Below are 21104 nucleotides of genomic sequence, written 5' to 3'. Positions count from 1 at the left end.
TCTACTATTTATTTGATTTAATATATTGTTTACAAGGAAATCGCATAAAATGTTTTAGATTTATGGCGTTATCTTGGAATGTACTGGTTAAGATCTTTCAAAGTGCTTTTAAAATTTAAGATTTTGTGATTTAACTTTTATATATCAAAATATTTTTGCGCAGATTTCAGATTTTAATATATGTTTAGCTTTTTTAGCAAAAAAAACAAGGTTACCGATATTTCCTGGCTTGGAGTAGATATGCACTCTCATATTTTACCTGGCATTGATGATGGCTCTCCTGATGTGTCAACCTCAGTACGATTTGTTAAATCTCTTAGTGAGCTAGGTTTTGAGAAACTGATTGCTACGCCACATATTTTAAAAGAATTATATCCAAATACACCAGAAAGCATAGCCAAAGCAAAAGTGGATTTGCAAAATGCGCTTGACATAGCTAATATATCAACAAAATTGGAGGCCGGAGCAGAATACATGATTGATCAAGACTTTACATTGGATCAAGTATTATGTCCTTTAGATCAAAAACACCTCCTTATAGAAATGTCTTACTTGTCGGAAAGTCCAGGGGTTAGCCAGACCATATTCGATGTCGAAATTAAAGGCTATCATCCTGTATTGGCTCATCCAGAGCGTTATATTTTTTATTTTAAAGATAAAAGTCGCTTAAAAAGGTTTAAAGAAAAGGGATGTTTATTACAACTAAATCTATTATCTATTTTAGGTTATTATGGAAAGGATGTAAAACAACTTGCAGAATCTCTTTTAAAAGAAAAAATGTATGATTTAGCAGGGACAGATCTTCATCATGATAAACATCTCCATACATTGACAGAAGCCGTTCATTCTGGAAAGCTCTATGATTTGGTAGGGGCCTATGCTTTTAAGAATTACGAGATTTTTGGAACAAATTAATATATCTATGACTTATTTTATTAGTTGTTAATATTTGGCATTATTTTTATTGTAAATGCGCTCGAAAACTTAGTTCAATATCTATAGATGATTCATTCAATCTTTCAGATATTACAATTAAATGGTTAAGTTTGCGAGCTGTTCATAATCTAAAATATTATCAGGACAGATTTATATCTATGAATAAAAATAATAATGTGAATAAGGGATTGAAGCTGGCAGTTCTGTTCTTTGCGATTACCCTTAGTTTTTCTTGTGTAAGCAACAAAAAAATTGCTTATTTTCAAGATATTCAATCTGTTAGGCAGGCGAAATTAGATAGTGCGATTGCTTTTACAGAGCCGGTAATACAGCCAGACGATATTTTAAGTATCAATATCTTTACCCTTAATCCACAAAGTGGTGCGATTATTAATCAGGCTGCTTCTACACCAACTCTCGGGGGCAATACAAATACGAGCATAGCAAGTCAAAGTACTGGTTTTTTAGTAGACAAGAATGGAGAAATCGAACTTTCACTAATTGGCAAATTAAAGGTTGCTGGATTAACTACCTATCAGGCCAGAGAATTGATCCGCGAAAAGGCAACAGATGTTTATAAACAACCCAATGTGCAATTGCGGTTTGCCAATTTTAAAGTGAGTGTGTTGGGTGAAGTAAACGCACCATCTGCTTATACGTTACCAAATGAAAAAGTAACAATTCTAGATGCTCTAAGCTTAGCAGGAGATTTAACCATTTATGGAAAACGTGAAAATGTTTTAATCGTACGGGATAACAATGGGAAAAAAGAATTTGCTCGGCTAGATTTAAATTCAAGTAATATTTTTAGCAGTCCGTTTTACTATTTGAAACAGAACGACGTCATCTATGTTGAACCAAACAAGCGGAAGGTTTCTGCTTCAAATTCGGGTCAGATTCAAACCATAGGGGTAATTGCCTCGGTAATTTCAGTAATTGTTTTGGCCATTTCTAATTTTAAATAGTATCATCAAGAAAATGAATAATACGCCTAAGGGAAATATGGAACAACATATTGAAGAAAACGATACTATTAATATTAAAGATATTTTAAATAAACTTTTTGATAAATGGCCTTGGTTCATTTTAAGCATCATCATTTGCTCAATGGTAGCTTTTTTGTACGCCAATTATACTCCTCCTAATTATCAAATTAACGCCAAAATACTTGTTGGAGACGATGATAAGGGTGGTGGAATAGGAAAGCAAGCCAGTTCATTAATGGATCTCGGGGGATAATTGGAGGCAAAAGTTCTGTAGATAATGAGGTTGAAATTCTGAAAACCCGATTTCTTATGGAACAAGTGGTAAGACAGATGCAGTTAAATATTGTTTATTCAAAACGGAGCTCATTGGTGAATCGCGAGCTTTACTCCGCTCCGTTTAAGTTAAATATTATACAGGGTGTTGATACAATTGTAAATACAAGATTCCAGATTCAGAAAATTTCTTCAAATAAAATTAAAGTAAAAACTAAAAGTTTAGAGAAAGAAATTTCCTGGAACGAACCAATAAGTGTTACTGGGGTTGGGGTAATTAAAATAGAACAAAATCCACTTACCCAAATGGACAATAATGAGTATTTTGTTACGGTAAGTTCTGTCGATCAGCGTGTAGCTGAATTAACTGGACAGTTATCTGTTGCTGCTGCCAATAAACAGGTTAGCGTTGTTTCATTAGGGTTATCTTATCCAATACCACAAAAGGGAGAAGATATATTGCAAACATTGATTAACAAATATACTGAGGGCAGTTTGAGTGATAAAAATGCCATCGCAGATAGTACCTATAAGTTTATTCGCGAACGACTAAATGTTATTGCATCTGAATTAGGTGATGTTGAAGATGAAGAAGAAACCTTTAAGCAGAATAATAAGCTTGCAGATATGAGCGAGCAGGGAAAATTACTTGTTCAAAATACTTCCGAATTCAGTGTAGAGTTAGCTAAAGCAGAAACGCAGGTTGTTATCTTAAATGATCTGGAAAATTATCTCCGGGATGAAAGTAAAAACAAAAAAGTATTTCCAACATCGTTGTTGCCGCAAGATATAATCTTTTCGGGAATGATGAGTCAGTATAACTCGTTACTAATAGAAAGAGAAAAGCAGTTATTGAGTGTGACTGAAGAGAGTCCGTTTATTAAAAATATCGATAGTCAGATATCTGGATTAAGAAATGGGATTTTAGCGAACATACAAAGCACAAAAAATACTTTTGTTTTAACGCGAAATAAATTAAGAAGTCAACTGAGTCAATCAGAGGGGCGGATTTCTAATGTACCTAAAATAGAGAAAAATTACCTGAAGCTGGCAAGAAAAAAAGGAATTAAACAGGAATTGTATATTTTTCTAATGCAAAAAGCAGAAGAAACCGCTATTTCTAAGACGGCAAATATTTCTATTGCCAAAACAATCGATCCGCCTAAGGCACAAGTAATTCCAATAAGCCCAAAGAAAAGTGGAATTTATTTAGCTGGTCTTATTGCCGGATTATTTATTCCGATTGTAATTCTCTTAGGACGAGATTTACTTAATACTAGTATAAATACCAAAGAGGAAATAAATAAACTTACAGATGTTCCGGTTATCGGTGAAATCAGTCATAATGATAGCGCCGATAATTTAATTGTTGCAAATCATGAAAGGTCGGCCATTTCAGAACAATTTAGGGCTTTAAGGACAAATTTGTCTTTTTATTTGAAAACTAAAAATGAAAAAATAATTCTCTTAACCTCCAGTATGAGTGGTGAGGGCAAATCTTTTACAGCCATTAACTTAGGGAATATTTTAGCCCTCGCTGGAAAAAAAGTGTTATTGATGGAATTGGATTTGCGCAAACCTGGGCTGTCGGCCAAATTGGGCGTGAACAATGATGTCGGTTTTAGTAACTTTACGATTAATTCTGATATTAAAGTCATTAACATCGTTAAACCACTTTCTATCAATAAGAACATGTTTATCATTTCTTCAGGTCCCCTTCCCCTAATCCTGCGGAGACAATTATGAGTGAGCATACCCCTGGTTTAATAAAAGATTTGAAAGAGCAGTTTGATTATATCATTATGGACGCCCCACCTGTAGGGGTTATTACAGATGCCCAGTTGTTAGCAAGCTATGCTGATATTACCATTTACTTAGTGAGACAAAAAGTAACACAAAAAAATCAGTTGGCTATAGTTGAAGATTTATACCGATCTGGTAAAATGAAAAATCTAGGCATTGTAGTTAATGATATTATAAGTAAAGATTATGGTTACGGCTATGGATATGGTACATATGGTGAAGCGAAGAAGCAAAAATGGTATGATAAGTTATTCTGAAACTTAAATAGCTAATTTTAAATCAACTTTGTTTATGCAAAAACTGTAGATTATTCAATTTCGCAATAGAATTAATTTATCTGATTAAATTTTAAGAAAACACTTGTCAAAAAAGTATAAAATAGCAATTATAGATTTAGGTATGTTAGGCTTCCATTTGATTTAGAATTTGCAAAAAAAATGTAAAGTGATAGGCTTTGATATCAATATAGACCGAGTGCATAAAGAACTGCACTAAGAAGGACTTAACATTTTAAATGATCTATGCAGCTGAGATGAAATAAAAAACTTAGAATTGGTCATCAATGATATTTCTGATAAGTATGATAGATATGGAAATTATGGATAAGATGAGCCAAGAGATTTTTTGATAAATCGAGGACGGAATTCAAAAGTATTTAATGATTTCAATCATCAGCATCTGGAAGAATAAAGAATACACGATGCAATGCCAAGGGAAATTAAGGTTACTACATTCGTAATATATAGATTAATAAAAGCCAAGCTTTGGCAGTAGGAAAAAATAATGAATATAACAGAGTTAAACAAAAAGATTTGCGTTGTTGGATTGGGCTATGTTGGCCTACCCCTAGCAATTGAGTTCGCTAAGAAATATGAGGTAGTTGGTTTCGATATCAGCAATGGCCGCGTAGAAGAATTAAAACGCGGAGAAGATAGAACACAAGAGGCGGATTTGGAGACTTTGAAAAAAGTTAAACTCAACAATGGCATTGGATTATCGTTTTCATCAAATGTTGATGATATCAAATCAAGTAATGTATATATTGTAACCGTTCCTACGCCAATTGATCAATTTAAGGCACCAGATCTTAAACCTTTGTTAAAAGCTTCGGAAATGCTGGGGAACCTTCTTAAAGCCGGAGATATCGTTATTTATGAATCTACAGTTTATCCAGGCTGTACGGAAGAAGACTGTGTACCGGTGCTTGAAAAATATAGCGGACTTAAGTTTAACCAAGATTTTTATTGCGGTTATTCTCCAGAACGTATTAACCCAGGAGACAAGGTAAATACCCTTACCAAAATCAAAAAAGTAACTTCGGGTTCAACTCCTGAAATTGCTGAGGTTGTAGATCAATTGTATGCCAGCATTATTACTGCCGGAACACATAAAGCACCTAGTTTGAAAGTTGCAGAAGCCTCTAAAGCCATTGAAAATGCGCAAAGAGATGTTAACATCTCATTTGTAAATGAACTTGCATTGATATTTGACAGAATTGGTATTGATACCACTGATGTAATTGAAGCAGCTGGCACGAAATGGAATTTCTTGAAATATAAACCGGGTTTGGTTGGAGGACATTGCATTGGTGTCGATCCATACTATTTAGCACATAAAGCCGAATCTTTAGGCTACCATCCTCAGGTAATCCTTTCTGGCCGTCGTGTAAACGATAACATGGGGATGTTCGTTGCAAATAAAGTCATCAAATTGATGATCAATAAGGGGCATAAAATTCAAGGAGCGAAAGCCTTAATATTAGGGGTAACGTTCAAAGAGGATTGCCCTGATATCCGCAATTCAAGAGTGATAGATATTTATACAGAATTGCGTCAATTTGGATTAAATGTTGATGTATATGACCCGCATGCAGATAAAAATGAGGTAATAGAGGAGTATAATATAGATTTAATTGATAATTTAAATGCTGTTCAGTATGATGCTATAGTTTTAGCCGTATGTCATCAAGAATTTTTTGATCTCGATTTTGTTCAACTCAAAAATGGAGGACATGCGGTAATATTTGACACTAAATCTTGCTTAAACCGCGATTTTATCGACGCTAGATTATAAAAATAAAATATGTTATCCCAAAAATTTGATGTGATTGTAATTGGTGCCGGGCTTGTTGGCCTGTCAACAGCTTATCATTTAAAGGTAAGTAATCCCCGGTCAAAAATTTTGATTCTTGAAAAAGAAAGCACAGTTGCCCAGCATCAATCTGGAAATAACAGTGGGGTAATTCATAGCGGTATTTACTACAAACCAGGAAGTTTAAAAGCACAAAACTGCATTTCAGGATATGCTTCGCTTATTGACTTTGCAGAAGAAAATGATATTTCTTACGACATTTGCGGTAAAATCATCGTTGCCACTGAAACAAAAGAACTGCAAGCTTTACAGAATATTTTTGAGCGTGGCCAACAAAATGGCTTGATAGGGATAAAAAAAATTACTGGAGATGAAAGTAGGGAAATTGAACCACATTGCGTTGCTTTAGCTGCAATACAGGTGCCACAAACAGGGATTATTGATTATCCAAAAGTTGCAGTTAAGCTTTTAGAAATCTTTAAGGACCGACATGGAGGAGAAGCAAAATTTGATGAGCAGGTTTTAAATATTAAAGAATCCGGTAGTGACATTATTGTAGAAACAGAAAAAGATAGTTATTTGACATCAAAAGTCATTAGCTGCGCTGGATTATTTTCTGACCGGGTAGCTAGTCTTACTGAAAAAGATAATGACTTAAAAATAATTCCATTTCGTGGAGAATACTATAAGTTGAGGCCAGAGAAAGAATACCTTGTTAAACATTTGATTTATCCGGTTCCTAACCCGGAGTTTCCTTTTTTAGGAGTGCATTTTACTCGAATGATCCATGGTGGTATCGAAGCTGGACCAAATGCTGTTTTGGCATTCAAGCGTGAAGGCTATAAATTTAGTGATTTTAATTTGAAAGACCTTGGAGAGAGCCTAAGTTGGCCTGGATTCTGGAAAATTGTCGCTAAATATGGGCAAACTGGAATTGGTGAGATTTATCGATCTCTATCTAAAACAGCTTTTACCAATGCCTTACAAAAACTGATTCCTGAAATTCAAAGCAACGATTTAGTGGAGGGTGGAGCAGGTGTAAGGGCTCAAGCTTGCGATCGAAAAGGAAATTTGATTGATGATTTTAACATCCTCCAAAACAAGAATATCATTCATGTTAGGAACGCTCCTTCTCCAGCTGCTACGTCTTCATTGTCAATTGGAAAACTAATTAGTGAACAAATATTAAATTAAACACTATGAACAATACCATTCAAATGGTAGACCTGAAAAGTCAATATCTAAAAATAAAGTCTGAAGTTGATGAGGCCTTACTAAAAGCAGTAGAGGATACGGCTTATATTAACGGCCCTCAGGTAAAATCTTTTACAGAGAACTTAAAAAAATATAACCAGGTGAGCGCTGCTGTAACTTGTGCAAATGGCACAGATGCTTTGCAAATAGCCATGATGGCTCTGGATTTTAAACCTGGAGATGAAGTAATTGTACCAGCCTTTACTTATATTGCCACTGTAGAGGTAATTGCATTATTGGGACTTATACCAAAGTTTATCGACGTTAAGGCAGATACATTCGAATTGGATCATACATTGTTGGAAGGGTTGATCTCAGAACGAACAGTTGGCATTGTTCCGGTTCATTTATTTGGGCAATGCTCAAATATGGAGGCTATTCTTAAAATTGCAAACAAGCATCATATCGCGGTAATTGAAGATACTGCTCAAGCAATGGGGGCAAAATATATTTTCGAAGATCATACAGAGGCCTTTGCAGGAACCATTGGAGATGTAGGCACCACTTCTTTTTTTCCTTCAAAAAATCTTGGCTGCTTTGGTGATGGTGGAGCCCTGTTAACTCAGAATTTAGAATTAAGCGAAAAGATTAATATCATCGCTAATCATGGCCAACGCAAGAAATATCATCATGAAACTATCGGTGTTAATTCAAGACTGGATACTGTACAAGCAGCCATTTTAGATGTCAAATTAAAATATTTGGATGATTATAGTATGGCAAGACAATTAGTTGCGGGCAGATATGATGAGTCGCTAGCGGGTATCGAGGAATTAATAACTCCCGTAAAAGCTGTTTATTCTACTCATGTATATAATCAATACACATGTCGCGTGGCTGATGGTCGTAGGGATAAACTTAAAGCCTATTTGCAAGAACGAGGAATACCTACCATGGTTTATTATCCAATACCGGTTCATCTACAGCAAGCCTACCTTACCTATGGTTATAAAGAAGGCGATTTTCCAGTTGCAGAACAATTATGTAAAGATGTGATATCATTACCTATTCATACCGAAATGAAGGATGATGTGCAAGAATTTATCATTCAACAAGTCATAAGTTTTTTTAATAATGGAAAATAATTATTTCGTACATGAAACTGCGATTGTAGATGAAGGTGCTTCAATTGCCGAAGGTGTAAAAATTTGGCACTTTTCTCACATCATGTCAAATTGTGTGATTGGTGAACGCTGTAATATTGGACAGAATGTAGTTGTTTCACCTGGCGTTACCCTAGGTAAGAATGTGAAAATTCAAAATAATGTCTCAATATATGATGGGGTTACTTGTGATGATGATGTATTCCTGGGGCCATCCATGGTTTTCACTAATGTGATTAATCCAAGGAGTGCAATTAATAGAAGAGGTGAATATGCAAAAACTCATGTAGGCAAAGGGGCGTCAATTGGTGCAAACGCAACTATTGTATGTGGGCATGACATTGGTGCGTATGCATTTATTGGTGCTGGAGCAGTAGTGACCAAAAACATACCAGAATTTGCGCTAGTTGTCGGTAATCCGGCAAGACAACTAGGATGGGTAGGCGAGTATGGGCATCGTTTGAGTTTCAACACTGAAGGAATTGCTGTTTGCGAGGAAAGCAAACAAGAATATAAATTAGAAAATAATACTGTTAAAAGAATTAAATAATGGTGAGCAACGAAAAAATTAAGTTTGCAGTAATTGGCTGTGGCCATATTGGCAAAAGACATGCCAGTATGATCCAAGGAAATGATGGTTGTGAATTAGTAGCCTTATGTGATGTTAAACCAAGAGCCGAGCTTGGAATCGATGCCTACCCCGAAGCAAAGTTATTTTCTTCAATAGACGAATTGCTAAAGTCAGACCTCGCATTTGATGTGGTTTCTATTGCAACACCAAATGGTTTTCATGAAGAACAGGCATTAAAGGCATTGGATCGAAATTGTCATGTGGTGATAGAAAAGCCAATGGCCTTAACTAAAGCAGGTTGTGAAAAAATAATATTTAAGGCCTTACATAAACATAAACAGGTGTTCTGTGTTATGCAAAATAGATACTCACCACCTTCAGAATGGTTAAAAAATATTATTGAAGAAGGGATTTTAGGTAAGATCTATATGGTTCAAATTAACTGCTATTGGAATCGTGATGACCGTTACTATAAACCCGATACCAAGACTGGCCGACCAACAACTTGGCATGGAACAAAGGAATTGGATGGAGGGACGCTATTCACTCAATTTTCTCACTTTATAGATTTAATGTATTGGTATTTTGGCGATATAAAGAATATTAATGCTCGTTTAAAAGACTTTTCACACCAAAATATTACGGATTTTGAAGACTCAGGTTTTGTAAGTTTCGACTTTGTTGAAGGAGGGGTAGGAAGCTTAAATTATTCGACGGCTATTTGGGATAAAAACCTAGAGAGCAGTATTACCGTAATTGCTGAAAATGGCTCAATAAAAGTTGGTGGTCAATACATGAATGAGGTTGAATATTGCCACATCAAGAATTATGATATGCCGGTTTTAAAAGAAAGTAATCCTCCAAACGATTATGGACCCTATAAAGGTTCTGCCGCAAATCATCATTACATATACGAAAATATTGTTGATGTGATAAATGGAAAGGGGAATATCACAACTAATGCTTTAGAAGGCTTAAAGGTTGTAGATATTATTGAAAGAATATATCATAGTTAAATTGAAAAAATTAAAAAATCGATTTCGCAGCATTTTTGAAAATAAGTTCGTCAAGAGCGTTTCAATCTTGGCCTCTGGATCTATCATTAGCCAGCTTGTAGTACTTGCTTCATCTACTGCATTATCTCGTCTATTTTCAGTTTCAGATTTCGGATATTTATCATTATTTACCAGTATAAGTACTTTTTTTGCTGTGCTTTCAACTGGTCGTTTTGAATTGGCAATCGGACTTCCTGAATCAGACAGCGAATCAAAGAAAATCATACAACTTATTATCTATACGGGGTCTACGATCGCCGGAATATATTTTGTCGGAATTGTCTTCCTTAAAGATTTGATTAATATAAATGATAGTACAGGATTTTTGCATTCTCCAACTGCTTATTTAGCTCCTATTTATATTTTTTTCGTAGCTATTTATTCTGCATTAGGTTATTGGTTTCAAAGAAAGAAAGATTATAAACTAATTGCATTTTCGAGTTCATTGCAAGTGATCGCTACAGCGTTGATCAGTATTGTTTTCGGTTTACTTCACTTTTCACATGGGATGATTTATTCTTTATTATTCGGAATAGCAATTTCCACCTTATTTTTATTTTTTAAGGATCGAGAACTGAGTAGGTTAAATGAGGACAAGAGCTCAGTTCTTCAAGTGATGAAGAAATATATCTATTTCCCAAAATATATGATTGTTTCCGATTTATCATTGTCTGCAAGCCAGCAATTTATTCCAATCATATTTTCAGCATTATATAATGCAACAACAGTGGGATTTTTTGCCATGGCAAATAGAATAATCAGGCTGCCAAATATTCTAATCACTTCTTCTATAGGAAATGTTTTTAGAAATGAGGCTATAGATGAAATTAGAAAATCTGGTAATTGTAAGGCACTTTACCTGTCTACATTAAAAAAACTTGCAATTATATCTGGCCCTATATATCTTGCCATTTTTATTGTAGCTCCATACATTTTTTTATTTTTTTTCGGAGCTCAATGGGTAACTGCAGGTTATTATGCCAGAATTTTGTGTTTAATGCTAGCGATAGAGTTCGTTGTCTTGCCCCTTAATACGCTTTTCAATATTTACGAGAAACAGAAAATATTTATGAAACTACAGATATTAAATGCTGTTTGTAGTATTTCATTGATTTATATGGGGTATTACTGGTTTAAGAGTGCGGCCTATTCGTTAGTGTTTTTTTCATTGAACTCCATCATATTCAATTTGGTTTTTTTATCACTAACCTATAAAATTGTTAAAAATGCTAAAGAGAATATTTAGACATTCAAGCTTTAAGTATTTTGTTGGATTAGTGTATGCTGTGCTATTCTATCTTGGGTATATCAAAATTCTCAATTTCAAATATGGCTATGCCTCATTTCAAATCGTAGATGGAAGATTAGACAATAAGATCTTTATCTTATATATTTTTTTCGTCACCCTCTTTCCTTTGATATTTTACAGGGGGGTAAAACAAATTTCTAGCTTTATATCTATTTTCATCTATTTCGTATTGTACGTATCCATCATCATTACATTTTTTTTCGTAATGGAGCAGCCAGTATTATATATTATGCAGTTGCAGCTTTTATTTATGATCGGAATGTCAATATTATTTTTAGCGGATAGAGTTCGGTTCAAAACCAAGCTTTTTATACCTTCCAATTTGAATTTAATGAAGATAATATTAGGACTTACGTGGATATGTTCATTTTACATAGCGTTTATCTTCAGGAACAATTTAAATTTTGCATCGTACGAAGATGTGTATCTGCAAAGATCATCGACAGAGGGTATTGGTACGGATGTATTTACAGGTTATTTAAGTACCTGGTTAGCAAATGTAATGATACCGATATGTGCTGCATATGGCTTATTCGCAAAAAAGAAATGGTATTTCATAGCTTCTATATCTGGTGCTTTAATTTGCTATATGTCAAAAGCAGATAAATCAATATTTTTATTCCCTGTTTTTATTCTTGCATTGTATTATTTTTTAAAGAATAGTAATCTGAAAAATTCATTTTCTTCTATTGGAATTGCACTATCCTCAATTATGACGTTTACGTTAGTTGTACCAACAAATATTTTTTTTATTGCAATATTTTGGATGCGGACACTAGGAACTGGCGGAATTCTTACTAATTTTTATCAGAAGTTCTTTATGGATCATCCGTTAACCTACTATTCACACGTGCGTATTATCAATGCCATTACAGGCGCTTATCCCTATGGTGATTTAGCGGTTGGACAAGTTGTTGGGAAGGAATATTGGAGCGATGATATGAATGCTAATGCAAATTTTTGGGCTATTGACGGTATTGCAAGTTTGGGCGAAGCAGGAATTATTATTGCTTCACTCCTGCTTTTTTGTATTTTTTTGCTATTTAACAGAATTTGCGCGGGATATAACAAATTGTTTATTATCTGTATCCTGATCCCATATATTACTATACTTCTTAATCAATCCTTATTTTCATCATTGGTAACAGGTGGTGGCTTTTGGATTTTGATCATCTTATTATTTAAAAGCACCATTAATAACCCTTACATCAATGAAAATTTTAACCATAATAGGAGCTAGGCCACAATTCGTTAAAGCAGCTGTCTTGAGCAGAATCATTGCGAAGGATGACAGTGTGACCGAACTTTTAGTCCATACTGGCCAACACTACGACTCAAATATGTCTGATGTTTTTTTTGAGGAAATGCAAATTCCCAAGCCAAATTATCAGCTAAAAATAAAAAGCAAATATCATGGTGAAATGACAGCTCTGATGATGATTGAGATTGAAAAAATAGCAATGGAAGAAAAGCCAGATTGGATTATGGTTTATGGAGATACTAATTCTACACTTGCAGGTGCACTTGTTGCATCCAAATTGCATATCAAACTTGCTCATGTAGAGGCCGGACTAAGATCTTTTAATAATTTGATGCCTGAAGAAATCAATAGGATTGTAACAGATAGACTTAGCGATATTCTTTTTTGTCCGACCGACAGTGCGGTAAAAAATTTGCAAATGGAGGGTTATCAAAATTTGCGAGATAAAAAAATTGTTAAAACAGGAGATGTCATGCTTGATGCTTCTATGTTTTATGCTGATAAAGTGAAAAAAGGAGTTGATGGAGTTACGGAAGGCTTTGTGCTATGCACTATTCATAGACCAGTAAATACCGATGATCAACAGCATTTGTCAATCATTTTATCAGGGTTAAACGAAATTGGTAAAGAAAAGAAAGTCTTCTTTCCTGTACACCCGAGAACCAGAGGGAAAATAGAAGAAATGGACAGTGAGTATGTGACAACATATCCAAACATTATTTTTGCAGATCCAATCAGTTACTTCGAAATGATATGGTGCTTACAGAATTGTAGCTTTGTTATTACCGATAGTGGTGGATTGCAAAAGGAAGCATACTTTTTTAAAAAAATGTGCCTAACACTTCGTGATGAAACAGAGTGGGTTGAGTTAGTAGAATATGGTTATAATTTTCTCTCTAGTATCAATCAGGAAGAAATTATAGAAAAGGCAGGTAAAATAACAGAAACTAATAAAGGTTTTGACGAGTTTTTATATGGGGATGGACACACAGGACAATTTATCCTTGACAACCTTAAAAATTATAGCTAAATGAAATTTGTACATGTAGAAGATTTTTTTCATCCCAATGCCGGATATCAGCTGAATCTTTTAACTAAGCTTCAAGTTGAGCAAGGACATGATGTTACTATTGTAGCTTCAGAAATGCAGAAAATGCCGGATTTCTTGACGTCTTTTTTCGGTAAAGACAATATCGAAGAAAAAGATAAACAGTTTACAGAAAGGACGGGTGTAAAAGTAGTAAGGCATCCAATCTATAGGTTTTATAGTGGTAGATCTATCTTTAAGCCAGGATTGCATAAAAAGATCCGAAGTCTTAAACCTGATGTACTGTTCATGCACAATGAAGATACCCTTACAGGAATTAAACTCTTATGGGCGTACAAAAGAATGAATGTCCCTTATGTATTAGACTGCCATATGCTAGAAATGGCTTCAGAGAATAAATTCAGCGAATATTTTCGTAAATTTTATAGAAAATTTGTTACACCGATTATTCTTAAAAACAATATTCCGCTCATCAGAGTTGTAGATAGCGATTTTGTGCAAAAGCATTACCATATTCCTCTAGAAAAAACCAAGTTACTTTCTTTTGGAACCGATGTTAATTATTTTAAGCCTGATAGTGAATTAAAACAAAAGTTCAGAGCAGAACTAAAAATTGAAAAAGACGATTATGTTGTGCTATATGCTGGAAAGTTAGATGTTTCTAAAGGTGCTCTACAATTTGCAGAAGCTATAAAAAATAAAATTGAATTGGAAAATAGAGCAATTAAGTTTGTGATTGTTGGGAATTCTTTAGACAATGAGTATGGCAAGAAAGTAGATAGTATATTACAGGCCTCTGAAAACAATATTTTGAGATTCCCTACTCAAAATTATTATGAACTGGTTAGATTTTACCAATTAGCAGATGTTGCTGTATATCCAAGACAATGCAGCATGAGCTATTTTGAAGCTCAAGCTTGTGGCCTCCCTGTAGTTTTAGAAGAGAATGAAATTAATATAGAAAGAGCAAGTAATAAAAAGGGAATTATTTTTTCAGAAGGTTCTGTAGAAGAATTCAGACAGGCAATCTTTACATTCGGTAGCATGCCGAAAGAAGAATTCAGTATCTACAAAAATAATTCCGTTAAAAATATTGTAGATAACTTTAATTTTGTAAATGTTGCGCAAAAGTTTACTGACATCATGCTTGATGAATATCATAAATTTAAGAATAGAAGGCGAAATTAAGGATTACAGTTCTATGGAACAGTAATATGCTATAAAGAAGTATATTACTGTTGGGAAAATAAAAAAAGGATAAATTTCCTTAATAAATAAATACTAGATAATGAAAACAGTTGCAATTATTGGAGGAAACGGGTTTATCGGTAAAAATTTTGCCAGCTATTTTGCGAATAAAGGATATCAAGTTTCGGTGATCGATCGTAGTATAAGTGGAGCAGCAGCTGAAAACAAATATATACGTTACTTTTCTGTTGATATACATCACACTCCAGAATTAATTGGAATTTGTGAGAGTGCTGATGCTGTGATCTGGTTGGTGCATGCATCTGTACCTTCTACAAAAGATGAAAGTTTAGTTGATGATTTCATGCTGAACGTTTCGCCAATTGTAAAGTTTTTGGAAAAGGCAGAACAAATTTCTTCGCTTGCTAAGTTTGTTTACCTTTCGTCAGGCGGTACGGTTTATGGAAATGTATCAACGCATCAGCCCATCAAGGAAATCCAAGAATTAAATCCGATTTCCAATTATGGTCTTTCTAAAGTTGTGGCAGAAGATTATGTAAGATATATTACGCAGGACAAATCATTTGAATCTGTTATTTTAAGACCATCAAATGTATATGGCCCTTACCAAAATTTAGTAAAACCTCAAGGGATCGTTGGCTTTGCTTTTAATTCAATTAAAAATAACACGATTTTAGACTTATATGATGAGGGTAGAGTAATCAGGGATTTTATCTTTGTAGGTGATCTTGTTGAAGCTGTAGAAAGTTCGATTCTAATGGAAAAGAATTCAGGAAAAACAACAATTTATAATGTAGGAAGTGGTGATGGACACTCAATTCGAGAAATTATTGCTAAAATTGAAGAAATAACGGGTAGTCAGTTACAGTTAAACCATAAATCTTCACGTAATTTTGATTGTGCATACAATGTATTGGATACCACAAAATTGTTAGACCATACAGGTTGGCACAAAAAAACGCCTATGGAAGAAGGATTGCAAAAAGTGTGGAATTGGATAGAAAACGAAAATTAAGGATGAAAATATTATTTATTGCACCACTTCCGTTGTCTCCTTCAGATAAAGTCAGCGGACAAAGTAAAGCTGCAAAAGTTCTTTATGATCAACTTGTACTGGAAAATCATCAAGTGAATGTGATTAATCTTAATAAAGCATCACTTGATAGTGGCAAAGTTTCGGCTAACAGAGTCATCCTGATCTTAAAACTACTGCAAAAAGCATTCAAAAATAGAAAAGGACATGACTTGATCTACCTCTCTCTAGCTGAATCATTTGCCGGTAACATGCGTGATCTGGTATTCTACAAAATCTTTCAAAATAACTTGGATAAAGTATTTATTCATATGCTTGGAGGTGCGGGTATGAAGGATATTTTATCGAAAAACAATCTTCAAAAAAAGCTTAATGCTAACTTTATGAAAAAATTGGCTGGGGTAATTGTAGAGGGGCAAGTGAATGCGGATATGTTCAGTCAAGTAATGCCGCAAAAAAAAATACATATAGTACCAAATTTTGCAGAAGACGAACTTTTTGTATCGGATGAAGAATTAGCTGCAAAATTTCAGAGCTTGGATAAGGTTAATGTTTTATATCTAAGTAATTTATTGCCAGGTAAAGGATATCAGGAGCTGGTTGATGCCTATTTAAGGCTAACGCCAGTTGAACAAGAACAACTAAGTCTTACCTTCGTTGGAGGCTTCGCTTCGACTGAAGATGAAAAAGATTTTTTAAATAAAATTAGCAATAATCAGGGAATAACTTATTTGGGAAAATATATAGGAGGAAATGCAAAAAGAGAAACTTATCTTAAACATCAAATATTTTGTCTGCCGACCTATTATCCATTTGAAGGACAGCCAATAAGTATTTTAGAAGGATATGCAACTGGTTGTGCTGTCATCACAAGTAATCATAGCGGGATACCTTACATATTTAAAGATAAATTAAATGGTTTTATGGTTGAAAAAAAATCGGTAGACTCTTTAGTGCAAGCCCTCCGTAAAGCAATTACTGAAAAATCTACTTTGGAAGAAATGGCAATTCATAACAGAAATGAAGCCTTAACCAATTATAGAACTAAAACCTACACAGATAAGATAATCAAGATTTTTCAGAACTAGGTTAGCTTAAATAACATTGTCAACTTTGTCTGACAGTAAAACTAATTAGAAATTTAATACAAGACTTTACCATAAAAATAATGAAATCAAGACCATATCAAATCTGTACAAAAACAATAATGGATACAAGTGATCCAAACATTGTTTTCAACGATAAGGGAGAAAGTGATTATTATGTTAATTACATAGAAAATGTTTTGCCTAATTGGCACACAGGAGAAATGGGTTACGAAGAGTTGATGAAACAGGCTGAAAGCATCAAGAAAGAGGGAAAGGGGAAAGATTTTGATTGTATCATTGGTTTAAGTGGTGGATTAGATAGCTCTTACGCTGCCTATGTTGCTAAAGAGATTATGGGATTAAGACCTTTAATTTTCCATGTTGATGCAGGTTGGAATACGCAGCAGGCAGTTTCGAATATTGAGAAATTACTAGATGGTTTAAAACTAGATTTATACACTGAAGTAATTAATTGGGAAGAAATGAAAGACTTGCAGGTGTCCTATCTGAAATCTCAGATTGCAGATCAAGATGGCCCTCAGGATATCGCTTTCTTTTCGGCCTTATATAAATTTGCAAGAAAAAATAAGATCAAGCACATTATTACGGGGGCAAATTTTTCTACAGAATGCTGCAGAGAACCTGAAGAATGGGGTGCATATCCCGGTATTGATAAGCTTTTAATCAACGATATCCATAACAAGTTTGGTAAACGTGAACTTAAAAGTTTCCCAATCGTAGATATCCTGATGTACAAAGTCATCTACAAATATTTCTTAGGAATGACCGTAGTTAAGCCTCTGAACTTGGTGCCTTATGTAAAATTAGATGCTGAAAAATTATTGGAAGAGAAATTCGGATGGCAAAAATTTCAGCATAAACATCACGAATCAAGATTTACCAGATTTTATGAAGATTATTGGCTGCCAAAAAAATTCGGATACGAAAAACGTAGAGCCCATTTCTCAAGCCTAATTTTAACTGGACAAATGACCAGGGACGAAGCACTTGTTAGAATCTCAAAACCTGAATTAAGTGAGCAGGTGCTTAAACAAGAATTTGAATATGTGGCCAATAAACTGGAATTATCTGTAGCAGAACTCCAGGAATTGTTTGATGGAGAGAATAAAACTTACCACGATTATAAAAATAAACGTGACCTCATTGGAGTTGGGGCAAAATTAATGAAAGTGTTTGGGTTGGAAAAAAGGTTGTTCAGATGATCGCAATAATTGATTACGGCGTAGGAAATATCAGGGCATTTGCCAATATCTATAAGAAATTAGGTGTTGATTTTAAGATTGCCAAGACAGCAAAGGATCTTGAAGATACAGAAAAGCTTATTCTGCCTGGCGTAGGTGCGTTTGACCATGCCATGGACGAATTAAATGCTTCAGGAATGCGTGAAACACTAGATGACCTCGTGCTCAACAAAAAAAAGCCCGTTGTTGGAATATGTGTTGGCATGCAGATGTTGGCTAAATCTAGTGATGAAGGAATTGCACCAGGACTTGGTTGGATTGATGGTGAGGTTAAAAAATTTGACGAAAGTCTGATTAAATTTAAAACGCATCTTCCCCACATGGGATGGAATGATATCAGGCCTCTAAAAACGAATAAATTGCTGATCGGATTAGAAGAAAAGGCGAAATTCTATTTTTTACATTCTTACTATTTCCATTGTAACCACCTTGAAGATTCTATAGCAGAGGCTGATTATGGTATAGAATTTAGCTGTGCCGTAAACAAGGAAAATGTATATGGTGTACAGTTCCATCCAGAAAAGAGCCACGAATTTGGGATCCAATTGTTAAAAAATTTTTCTGAGCTATAAATGTTACGTCCTAGAATTATTCCATGTTTACTGGTCCATGATCGGGGCTTGGTTAAAACCGTCAAGTTTAAAGATCCCAAATATGTAGGTGATCCAATCAATGCAGTACGGATATTTAATGAAAAGCATGTAGATGAACTGAGTGTGTTCGATATAGATGCTTCTGTATTAAAAAAAGAGCCTGATTATCGTATGATTGAAAATTTGGCTGCAGAATGCAGAATGCCGCTATGTTATGGTGGAGGCGTTAAAACAGCCGAACAAGCCCAGCGCATTTTTAGCTTGGGCGTAGAAAAAATTGCGATCAGCTCTGCAGCAGTCGAAGACCCAACACTGGTAACCAAAATCGCAGAACGTGTAGGAAACCAGAGTGTAGTGGTAGTGATCGATGTGAAAAAGAAGCTCTTGGGAGGATATGAAGTCTATATCAATAATGGGAAAAAAGCAACAGGCAAAAAACCTTTCGAATTGGCAAAGCAAGTTCAGGCTAACGGTGCAGGGGAAATCGTACTCAACTTTATCGACAATGATGGGGTAATGAAAGGCTATGACCTCAATCTTGCCGAGAAAATGAGAGAGAGTATTACTTTGCCGCTTACGATCTTGGGCGGTGCAGGCTCATTAGATGATATCGGGGCTTTAATCCATAAATTTGGAATAATTGGCGCGTCAGCGGGAAGCTTATTTGTATTCAAAGGCGTTTATAAGGCGGTATTGATCAACTACCCAAATCCTGAAGAGAAAGATCAGTTGATCAAGGATAATTTTAATTTATTTAAGCATTAATTTCCCATGTTAAAGGATAAAACTTTGTTAATTACGGGCGGTACAGGCTCATTTGGGAGCGCAGTGCTCCAACGTTTTTTACATACAGACCATTTTAATGAAATCCGTATTTTTTCTCGCGACGAAAAGAAGCAAGATGATATGCGTAACCAGCTTAAAAATGATAAGCTTAAGTTTTATATTGGAGATGTGAGGGATCAGGCCAGTATAGATCGTGCCATGCATGGTGTAGATTACGTTTTCCATGCAGCAGCATTGAAACAAGTTCCTTCATGCGAATTTTTTCCTATAGAAGCAACCAAGACCAACGTTTTTGGAACTCAAAATGTGATTTCTGCAGCCATCGCCAATAAGGTGAAAAAAGTAATTTGTTTAAGCACAGATAAGGCAGCTTATCCTATCAATGCAATGGGGATTTCTAAAGCTTTAATGGAAAAAGTTGCAATTGCAGCCTCCAGAGATTCTACCGAAACCGTGGTGTGTTTAACGCGTTATGGCAACGTAATGGCTTCCAGAGGTTCTGTTATTCCATTATTTTTAAAACAGATACAGAGCAACCTGCCATTAACCATCACCGATCCAAAAATGACAAGGTTTTTAATGTCGTTAGAAGACGCAGTTGATTTAGTACTCTTTGCATTTGAACACGGTAATCCCGGCGATTTATTCGTAAACAAAGCACCGGCAGGAACGATTGGCGATCTTGCCCAGGCATTAAAAGAACTTTGCAAAGCCAATAATGAGATTCATGTAATCGGTACCAGACATGGTGAAAAGCTCTATGAAACCTTGTGTACAAGAGAAGAAATGGTTAAGGCAGAAGACATGGGAGAATTTTATCGTATTCCAGCAGATAACCGTAATCTAAATTATGCGCAATATTTTTCTGAAGGAGAAACAGATATATCTATCATCGAAGATTATCATTCGCATAATACAGAACAACAGGATGTGGAGGGAATGAAAAGACTTTTATCTACCCTACCTTTAATTAAACGTGAGGTTTTTGGCGATCTTAATGCAGTACAATATGCAAGATGATAAAGAACCTATATTAATCAGGGAGGAAGCCATTCGGATAGCAGGGGAATACTTAGCTTTATCAACGATTTTGATATGTCTGAAGTTTGTAGATTTTACACAATTGAACATCCCTTCACAGCAGTGGAACGTGGCTGGAGAGGACATCAAATAGAGCAACGCTGGTTTTTTGCCAGTGAAGGATCTTTTACTGTTAAAATTGTCAAAATCAATGATTGGACAACTCCAGATCCCAAACTTCCACAAGTTGAATTTCTGTTAAGCGATCAACAACCTGATATTTTACATGTTCCTAAAGGATATGCTACACTATTAAAAGCCAATGAGATCAATTCTAAGTTGCTTATTTTTGCAGATCGTAAAATTGAAGAGGCAAGCTTGGACAATTATTTGTATGATACAACATATTTTAACTCATAAAAA

General features: G+C 34.8%; 21 protein-coding genes. All 21 read left to right on the top strand.

What is annotated here, in order from left to right:
• Positions 1 to 180 precede the first annotated feature (180 nt).
• The 21 genes from G7074_RS08000 (at position 181) to G7074_RS07900 (ending at position 21101) form a co-directional block, all read left to right on the top strand.
• Positions 181 to 915 carry a tyrosine-protein phosphatase gene (locus G7074_RS08000; RefSeq protein WP_166207863.1) on the top strand — a complete coding sequence of 245 codons (735 nt, stop codon included), beginning with the start codon at positions 181 to 183 and terminating at the stop codon, positions 913 to 915.
• Between the two features lie 179 nt (positions 916 to 1094).
• On the top strand, positions 1095 to 1901 hold the full coding sequence (locus tag G7074_RS07995; RefSeq protein WP_166207861.1) for a polysaccharide biosynthesis/export family protein: 807 nt from the start codon (positions 1095 to 1097) through the stop codon (positions 1899 to 1901).
• A gap of 13 nt (positions 1902 to 1914) precedes the next feature.
• The gene (locus G7074_RS07990; RefSeq protein WP_166207858.1) at positions 1915 to 2175 is read left to right on the top strand and encodes a Wzz/FepE/Etk N-terminal domain-containing protein; all 261 of its coding nucleotides are present in this window, start codon (positions 1915 to 1917) and stop codon (positions 2173 to 2175) included.
• A 56-nt stretch (positions 2176 to 2231) separates the two neighbouring features.
• Positions 2232 to 3941: a GNVR domain-containing protein gene (locus G7074_RS07985; protein WP_166207855.1), complete on the top strand. Its 1710-nt coding sequence runs from the start codon at positions 2232 to 2234 to the stop codon at positions 3939 to 3941.
• A complete protein-coding gene (locus G7074_RS07980; RefSeq protein WP_166207852.1) occupies positions 3938 to 4255 on the top strand; it encodes a CpsD/CapB family tyrosine-protein kinase in 318 nt (105 codons plus the stop codon). Before G7074_RS07985 ends, G7074_RS07980 begins: the two co-directional genes overlap by 4 nt.
• Positions 4256 to 4781: 526 nt before the next feature.
• The gene (locus G7074_RS07975; RefSeq protein ID WP_166207849.1) at positions 4782 to 6071 is read left to right on the top strand and encodes a nucleotide sugar dehydrogenase; all 1290 of its coding nucleotides are present in this window, start codon (positions 4782 to 4784) and stop codon (positions 6069 to 6071) included.
• A 9-nt stretch (positions 6072 to 6080) separates the two neighbouring features.
• A complete protein-coding gene (gene lhgO / locus G7074_RS07970) occupies positions 6081 to 7283 on the top strand; it encodes an L-2-hydroxyglutarate oxidase (protein WP_166207846.1) in 1203 nt (400 codons plus the stop codon).
• 5 nt (positions 7284 to 7288) lie between these two features.
• Positions 7289 to 8428, top strand: coding sequence for a DegT/DnrJ/EryC1/StrS aminotransferase family protein (locus tag G7074_RS07965; protein WP_166207843.1), 1140 nt, complete (start codon positions 7289 to 7291; stop codon positions 8426 to 8428).
• Complete coding sequence (locus G7074_RS07960; protein ID WP_166207840.1) at positions 8418 to 8996, top strand: acyltransferase; 579 nt, start codon at positions 8418 to 8420, stop codon at positions 8994 to 8996. The genes G7074_RS07965 and G7074_RS07960 overlap by 11 nt, the downstream gene beginning before the upstream one ends.
• The gene (locus G7074_RS07955; RefSeq protein WP_240916501.1) at positions 8996 to 10033 is read left to right on the top strand and encodes a Gfo/Idh/MocA family protein; all 1038 of its coding nucleotides are present in this window, start codon (positions 8996 to 8998) and stop codon (positions 10031 to 10033) included. The genes G7074_RS07960 and G7074_RS07955 overlap by 1 nt, the downstream gene beginning before the upstream one ends.
• 1 nt (position 10034) lies before the next feature.
• Positions 10035 to 11318: an oligosaccharide flippase family protein gene (locus tag G7074_RS07950; protein ID WP_166207837.1), complete on the top strand. Its 1284-nt coding sequence runs from the start codon at positions 10035 to 10037 to the stop codon at positions 11316 to 11318.
• A 394-nt stretch (positions 11319 to 11712) separates the two neighbouring features.
• Entirely contained in the window at positions 11713 to 12621 is a 909-nt protein-coding gene (locus G7074_RS07945; RefSeq protein WP_166207834.1) for a hypothetical protein, read from the top strand.
• Positions 12593 to 13672 (top strand): non-hydrolyzing UDP-N-acetylglucosamine 2-epimerase, encoded by a 1080-nt coding sequence (gene wecB / locus G7074_RS07940; protein ID WP_166207831.1) that lies wholly within the window; start codon positions 12593 to 12595, stop codon positions 13670 to 13672. Before G7074_RS07945 ends, wecB begins: the two co-directional genes overlap by 29 nt.
• Entirely contained in the window at positions 13673 to 14878 is a 1206-nt protein-coding gene (locus G7074_RS07935) for a glycosyltransferase family 4 protein (RefSeq protein WP_166207828.1), read from the top strand.
• Positions 14879 to 14978: 100 nt separating this feature from the next.
• Positions 14979 to 15914, top strand: a complete 936-nt coding sequence (locus tag G7074_RS07930) for an NAD-dependent epimerase/dehydratase family protein (protein WP_166207825.1) — start codon at positions 14979 to 14981, stop codon at positions 15912 to 15914.
• A 2-nt stretch (positions 15915 to 15916) separates the two neighbouring features.
• Positions 15917 to 17020, top strand: a complete 1104-nt coding sequence (locus G7074_RS07925; protein WP_166207822.1) for a glycosyltransferase family 4 protein — start codon at positions 15917 to 15919, stop codon at positions 17018 to 17020.
• Positions 17021 to 17100: 80 nt separating this feature from the next.
• Entirely contained in the window at positions 17101 to 18243 is a 1143-nt protein-coding gene (locus G7074_RS07920) for an N-acetyl sugar amidotransferase (RefSeq protein ID WP_166207819.1), read from the top strand.
• Entirely contained in the window at positions 18240 to 18854 is a 615-nt protein-coding gene (gene hisH, locus G7074_RS07915) for an imidazole glycerol phosphate synthase subunit HisH (RefSeq protein WP_166207816.1), read from the top strand. Before G7074_RS07920 ends, hisH begins: the two co-directional genes overlap by 4 nt.
• Positions 18855 to 19640, top strand: a complete 786-nt coding sequence (locus tag G7074_RS07910; RefSeq protein ID WP_166207813.1) for an AglZ/HisF2 family acetamidino modification protein — start codon at positions 18855 to 18857, stop codon at positions 19638 to 19640. It begins immediately after the preceding gene.
• A gap of 6 nt (positions 19641 to 19646) precedes the next feature.
• Entirely contained in the window at positions 19647 to 20681 is a 1035-nt protein-coding gene (locus G7074_RS07905; RefSeq protein WP_166207810.1) for a polysaccharide biosynthesis protein, read from the top strand.
• 75 nt (positions 20682 to 20756) lie between these two features.
• Positions 20757 to 21101, top strand: a complete 345-nt coding sequence (locus G7074_RS07900) for a WxcM-like domain-containing protein (RefSeq protein WP_166212379.1) — start codon at positions 20757 to 20759, stop codon at positions 21099 to 21101.
• The last annotated feature ends 3 nt before the right edge of the window (positions 21102 to 21104 follow it).

It is taken from the genome of Pedobacter sp. HDW13, assembly GCF_011303555.1.
In the GTDB taxonomy this organism is placed as follows: domain Bacteria; phylum Bacteroidota; class Bacteroidia; order Sphingobacteriales; family Sphingobacteriaceae; genus Pedobacter.
This window is presented reverse-complemented; position numbering and strand designations above follow the sequence as displayed.

Coding starts and splice junctions, on each gene's coding strand:
- G7074_RS08000 (WP_166207863.1), top strand. CDS start 181: ATGTTTAGCTTTTTTAGCAAAAAAAACAAGGTTACCGATATTTCCTGG.
- G7074_RS07995 (WP_166207861.1), top strand. CDS start 1,095: ATGAATAAAAATAATAATGTGAATAAGGGATTGAAGCTGGCAGTTCTG.
- G7074_RS07990 (WP_166207858.1), top strand. CDS start 1,915: ATGAATAATACGCCTAAGGGAAATATGGAACAACATATTGAAGAAAAC.
- G7074_RS07985 (WP_166207855.1), top strand. CDS start 2,232: ATGGAACAAGTGGTAAGACAGATGCAGTTAAATATTGTTTATTCAAAA.
- G7074_RS07980 (WP_166207852.1), top strand. CDS start 3,938: ATGAGTGAGCATACCCCTGGTTTAATAAAAGATTTGAAAGAGCAGTTT.
- G7074_RS07975 (WP_166207849.1), top strand. CDS start 4,782: ATGAATATAACAGAGTTAAACAAAAAGATTTGCGTTGTTGGATTGGGC.
- lhgO (WP_166207846.1), top strand. CDS start 6,081: ATGTTATCCCAAAAATTTGATGTGATTGTAATTGGTGCCGGGCTTGTT.
- G7074_RS07965 (WP_166207843.1), top strand. CDS start 7,289: ATGAACAATACCATTCAAATGGTAGACCTGAAAAGTCAATATCTAAAA.
- G7074_RS07960 (WP_166207840.1), top strand. CDS start 8,418: ATGGAAAATAATTATTTCGTACATGAAACTGCGATTGTAGATGAAGGT.
- G7074_RS07955 (WP_240916501.1), top strand. CDS start 8,996: ATGGTGAGCAACGAAAAAATTAAGTTTGCAGTAATTGGCTGTGGCCAT.
- G7074_RS07945 (WP_166207834.1), top strand. CDS start 11,713: ATGAAGATAATATTAGGACTTACGTGGATATGTTCATTTTACATAGCG.
- wecB (WP_166207831.1), top strand. CDS start 12,593: ATGAAAATTTTAACCATAATAGGAGCTAGGCCACAATTCGTTAAAGCA.
- G7074_RS07935 (WP_166207828.1), top strand. CDS start 13,673: ATGAAATTTGTACATGTAGAAGATTTTTTTCATCCCAATGCCGGATAT.
- G7074_RS07930 (WP_166207825.1), top strand. CDS start 14,979: ATGAAAACAGTTGCAATTATTGGAGGAAACGGGTTTATCGGTAAAAAT.
- G7074_RS07925 (WP_166207822.1), top strand. CDS start 15,917: ATGAAAATATTATTTATTGCACCACTTCCGTTGTCTCCTTCAGATAAA.
- G7074_RS07920 (WP_166207819.1), top strand. CDS start 17,101: ATGAAATCAAGACCATATCAAATCTGTACAAAAACAATAATGGATACA.
- hisH (WP_166207816.1), top strand. CDS start 18,240: ATGATCGCAATAATTGATTACGGCGTAGGAAATATCAGGGCATTTGCC.
- G7074_RS07910 (WP_166207813.1), top strand. CDS start 18,855: ATGTTACGTCCTAGAATTATTCCATGTTTACTGGTCCATGATCGGGGC.
- G7074_RS07905 (WP_166207810.1), top strand. CDS start 19,647: ATGTTAAAGGATAAAACTTTGTTAATTACGGGCGGTACAGGCTCATTT.
- G7074_RS07900 (WP_166212379.1), top strand. CDS start 20,757: ATGTCTGAAGTTTGTAGATTTTACACAATTGAACATCCCTTCACAGCA.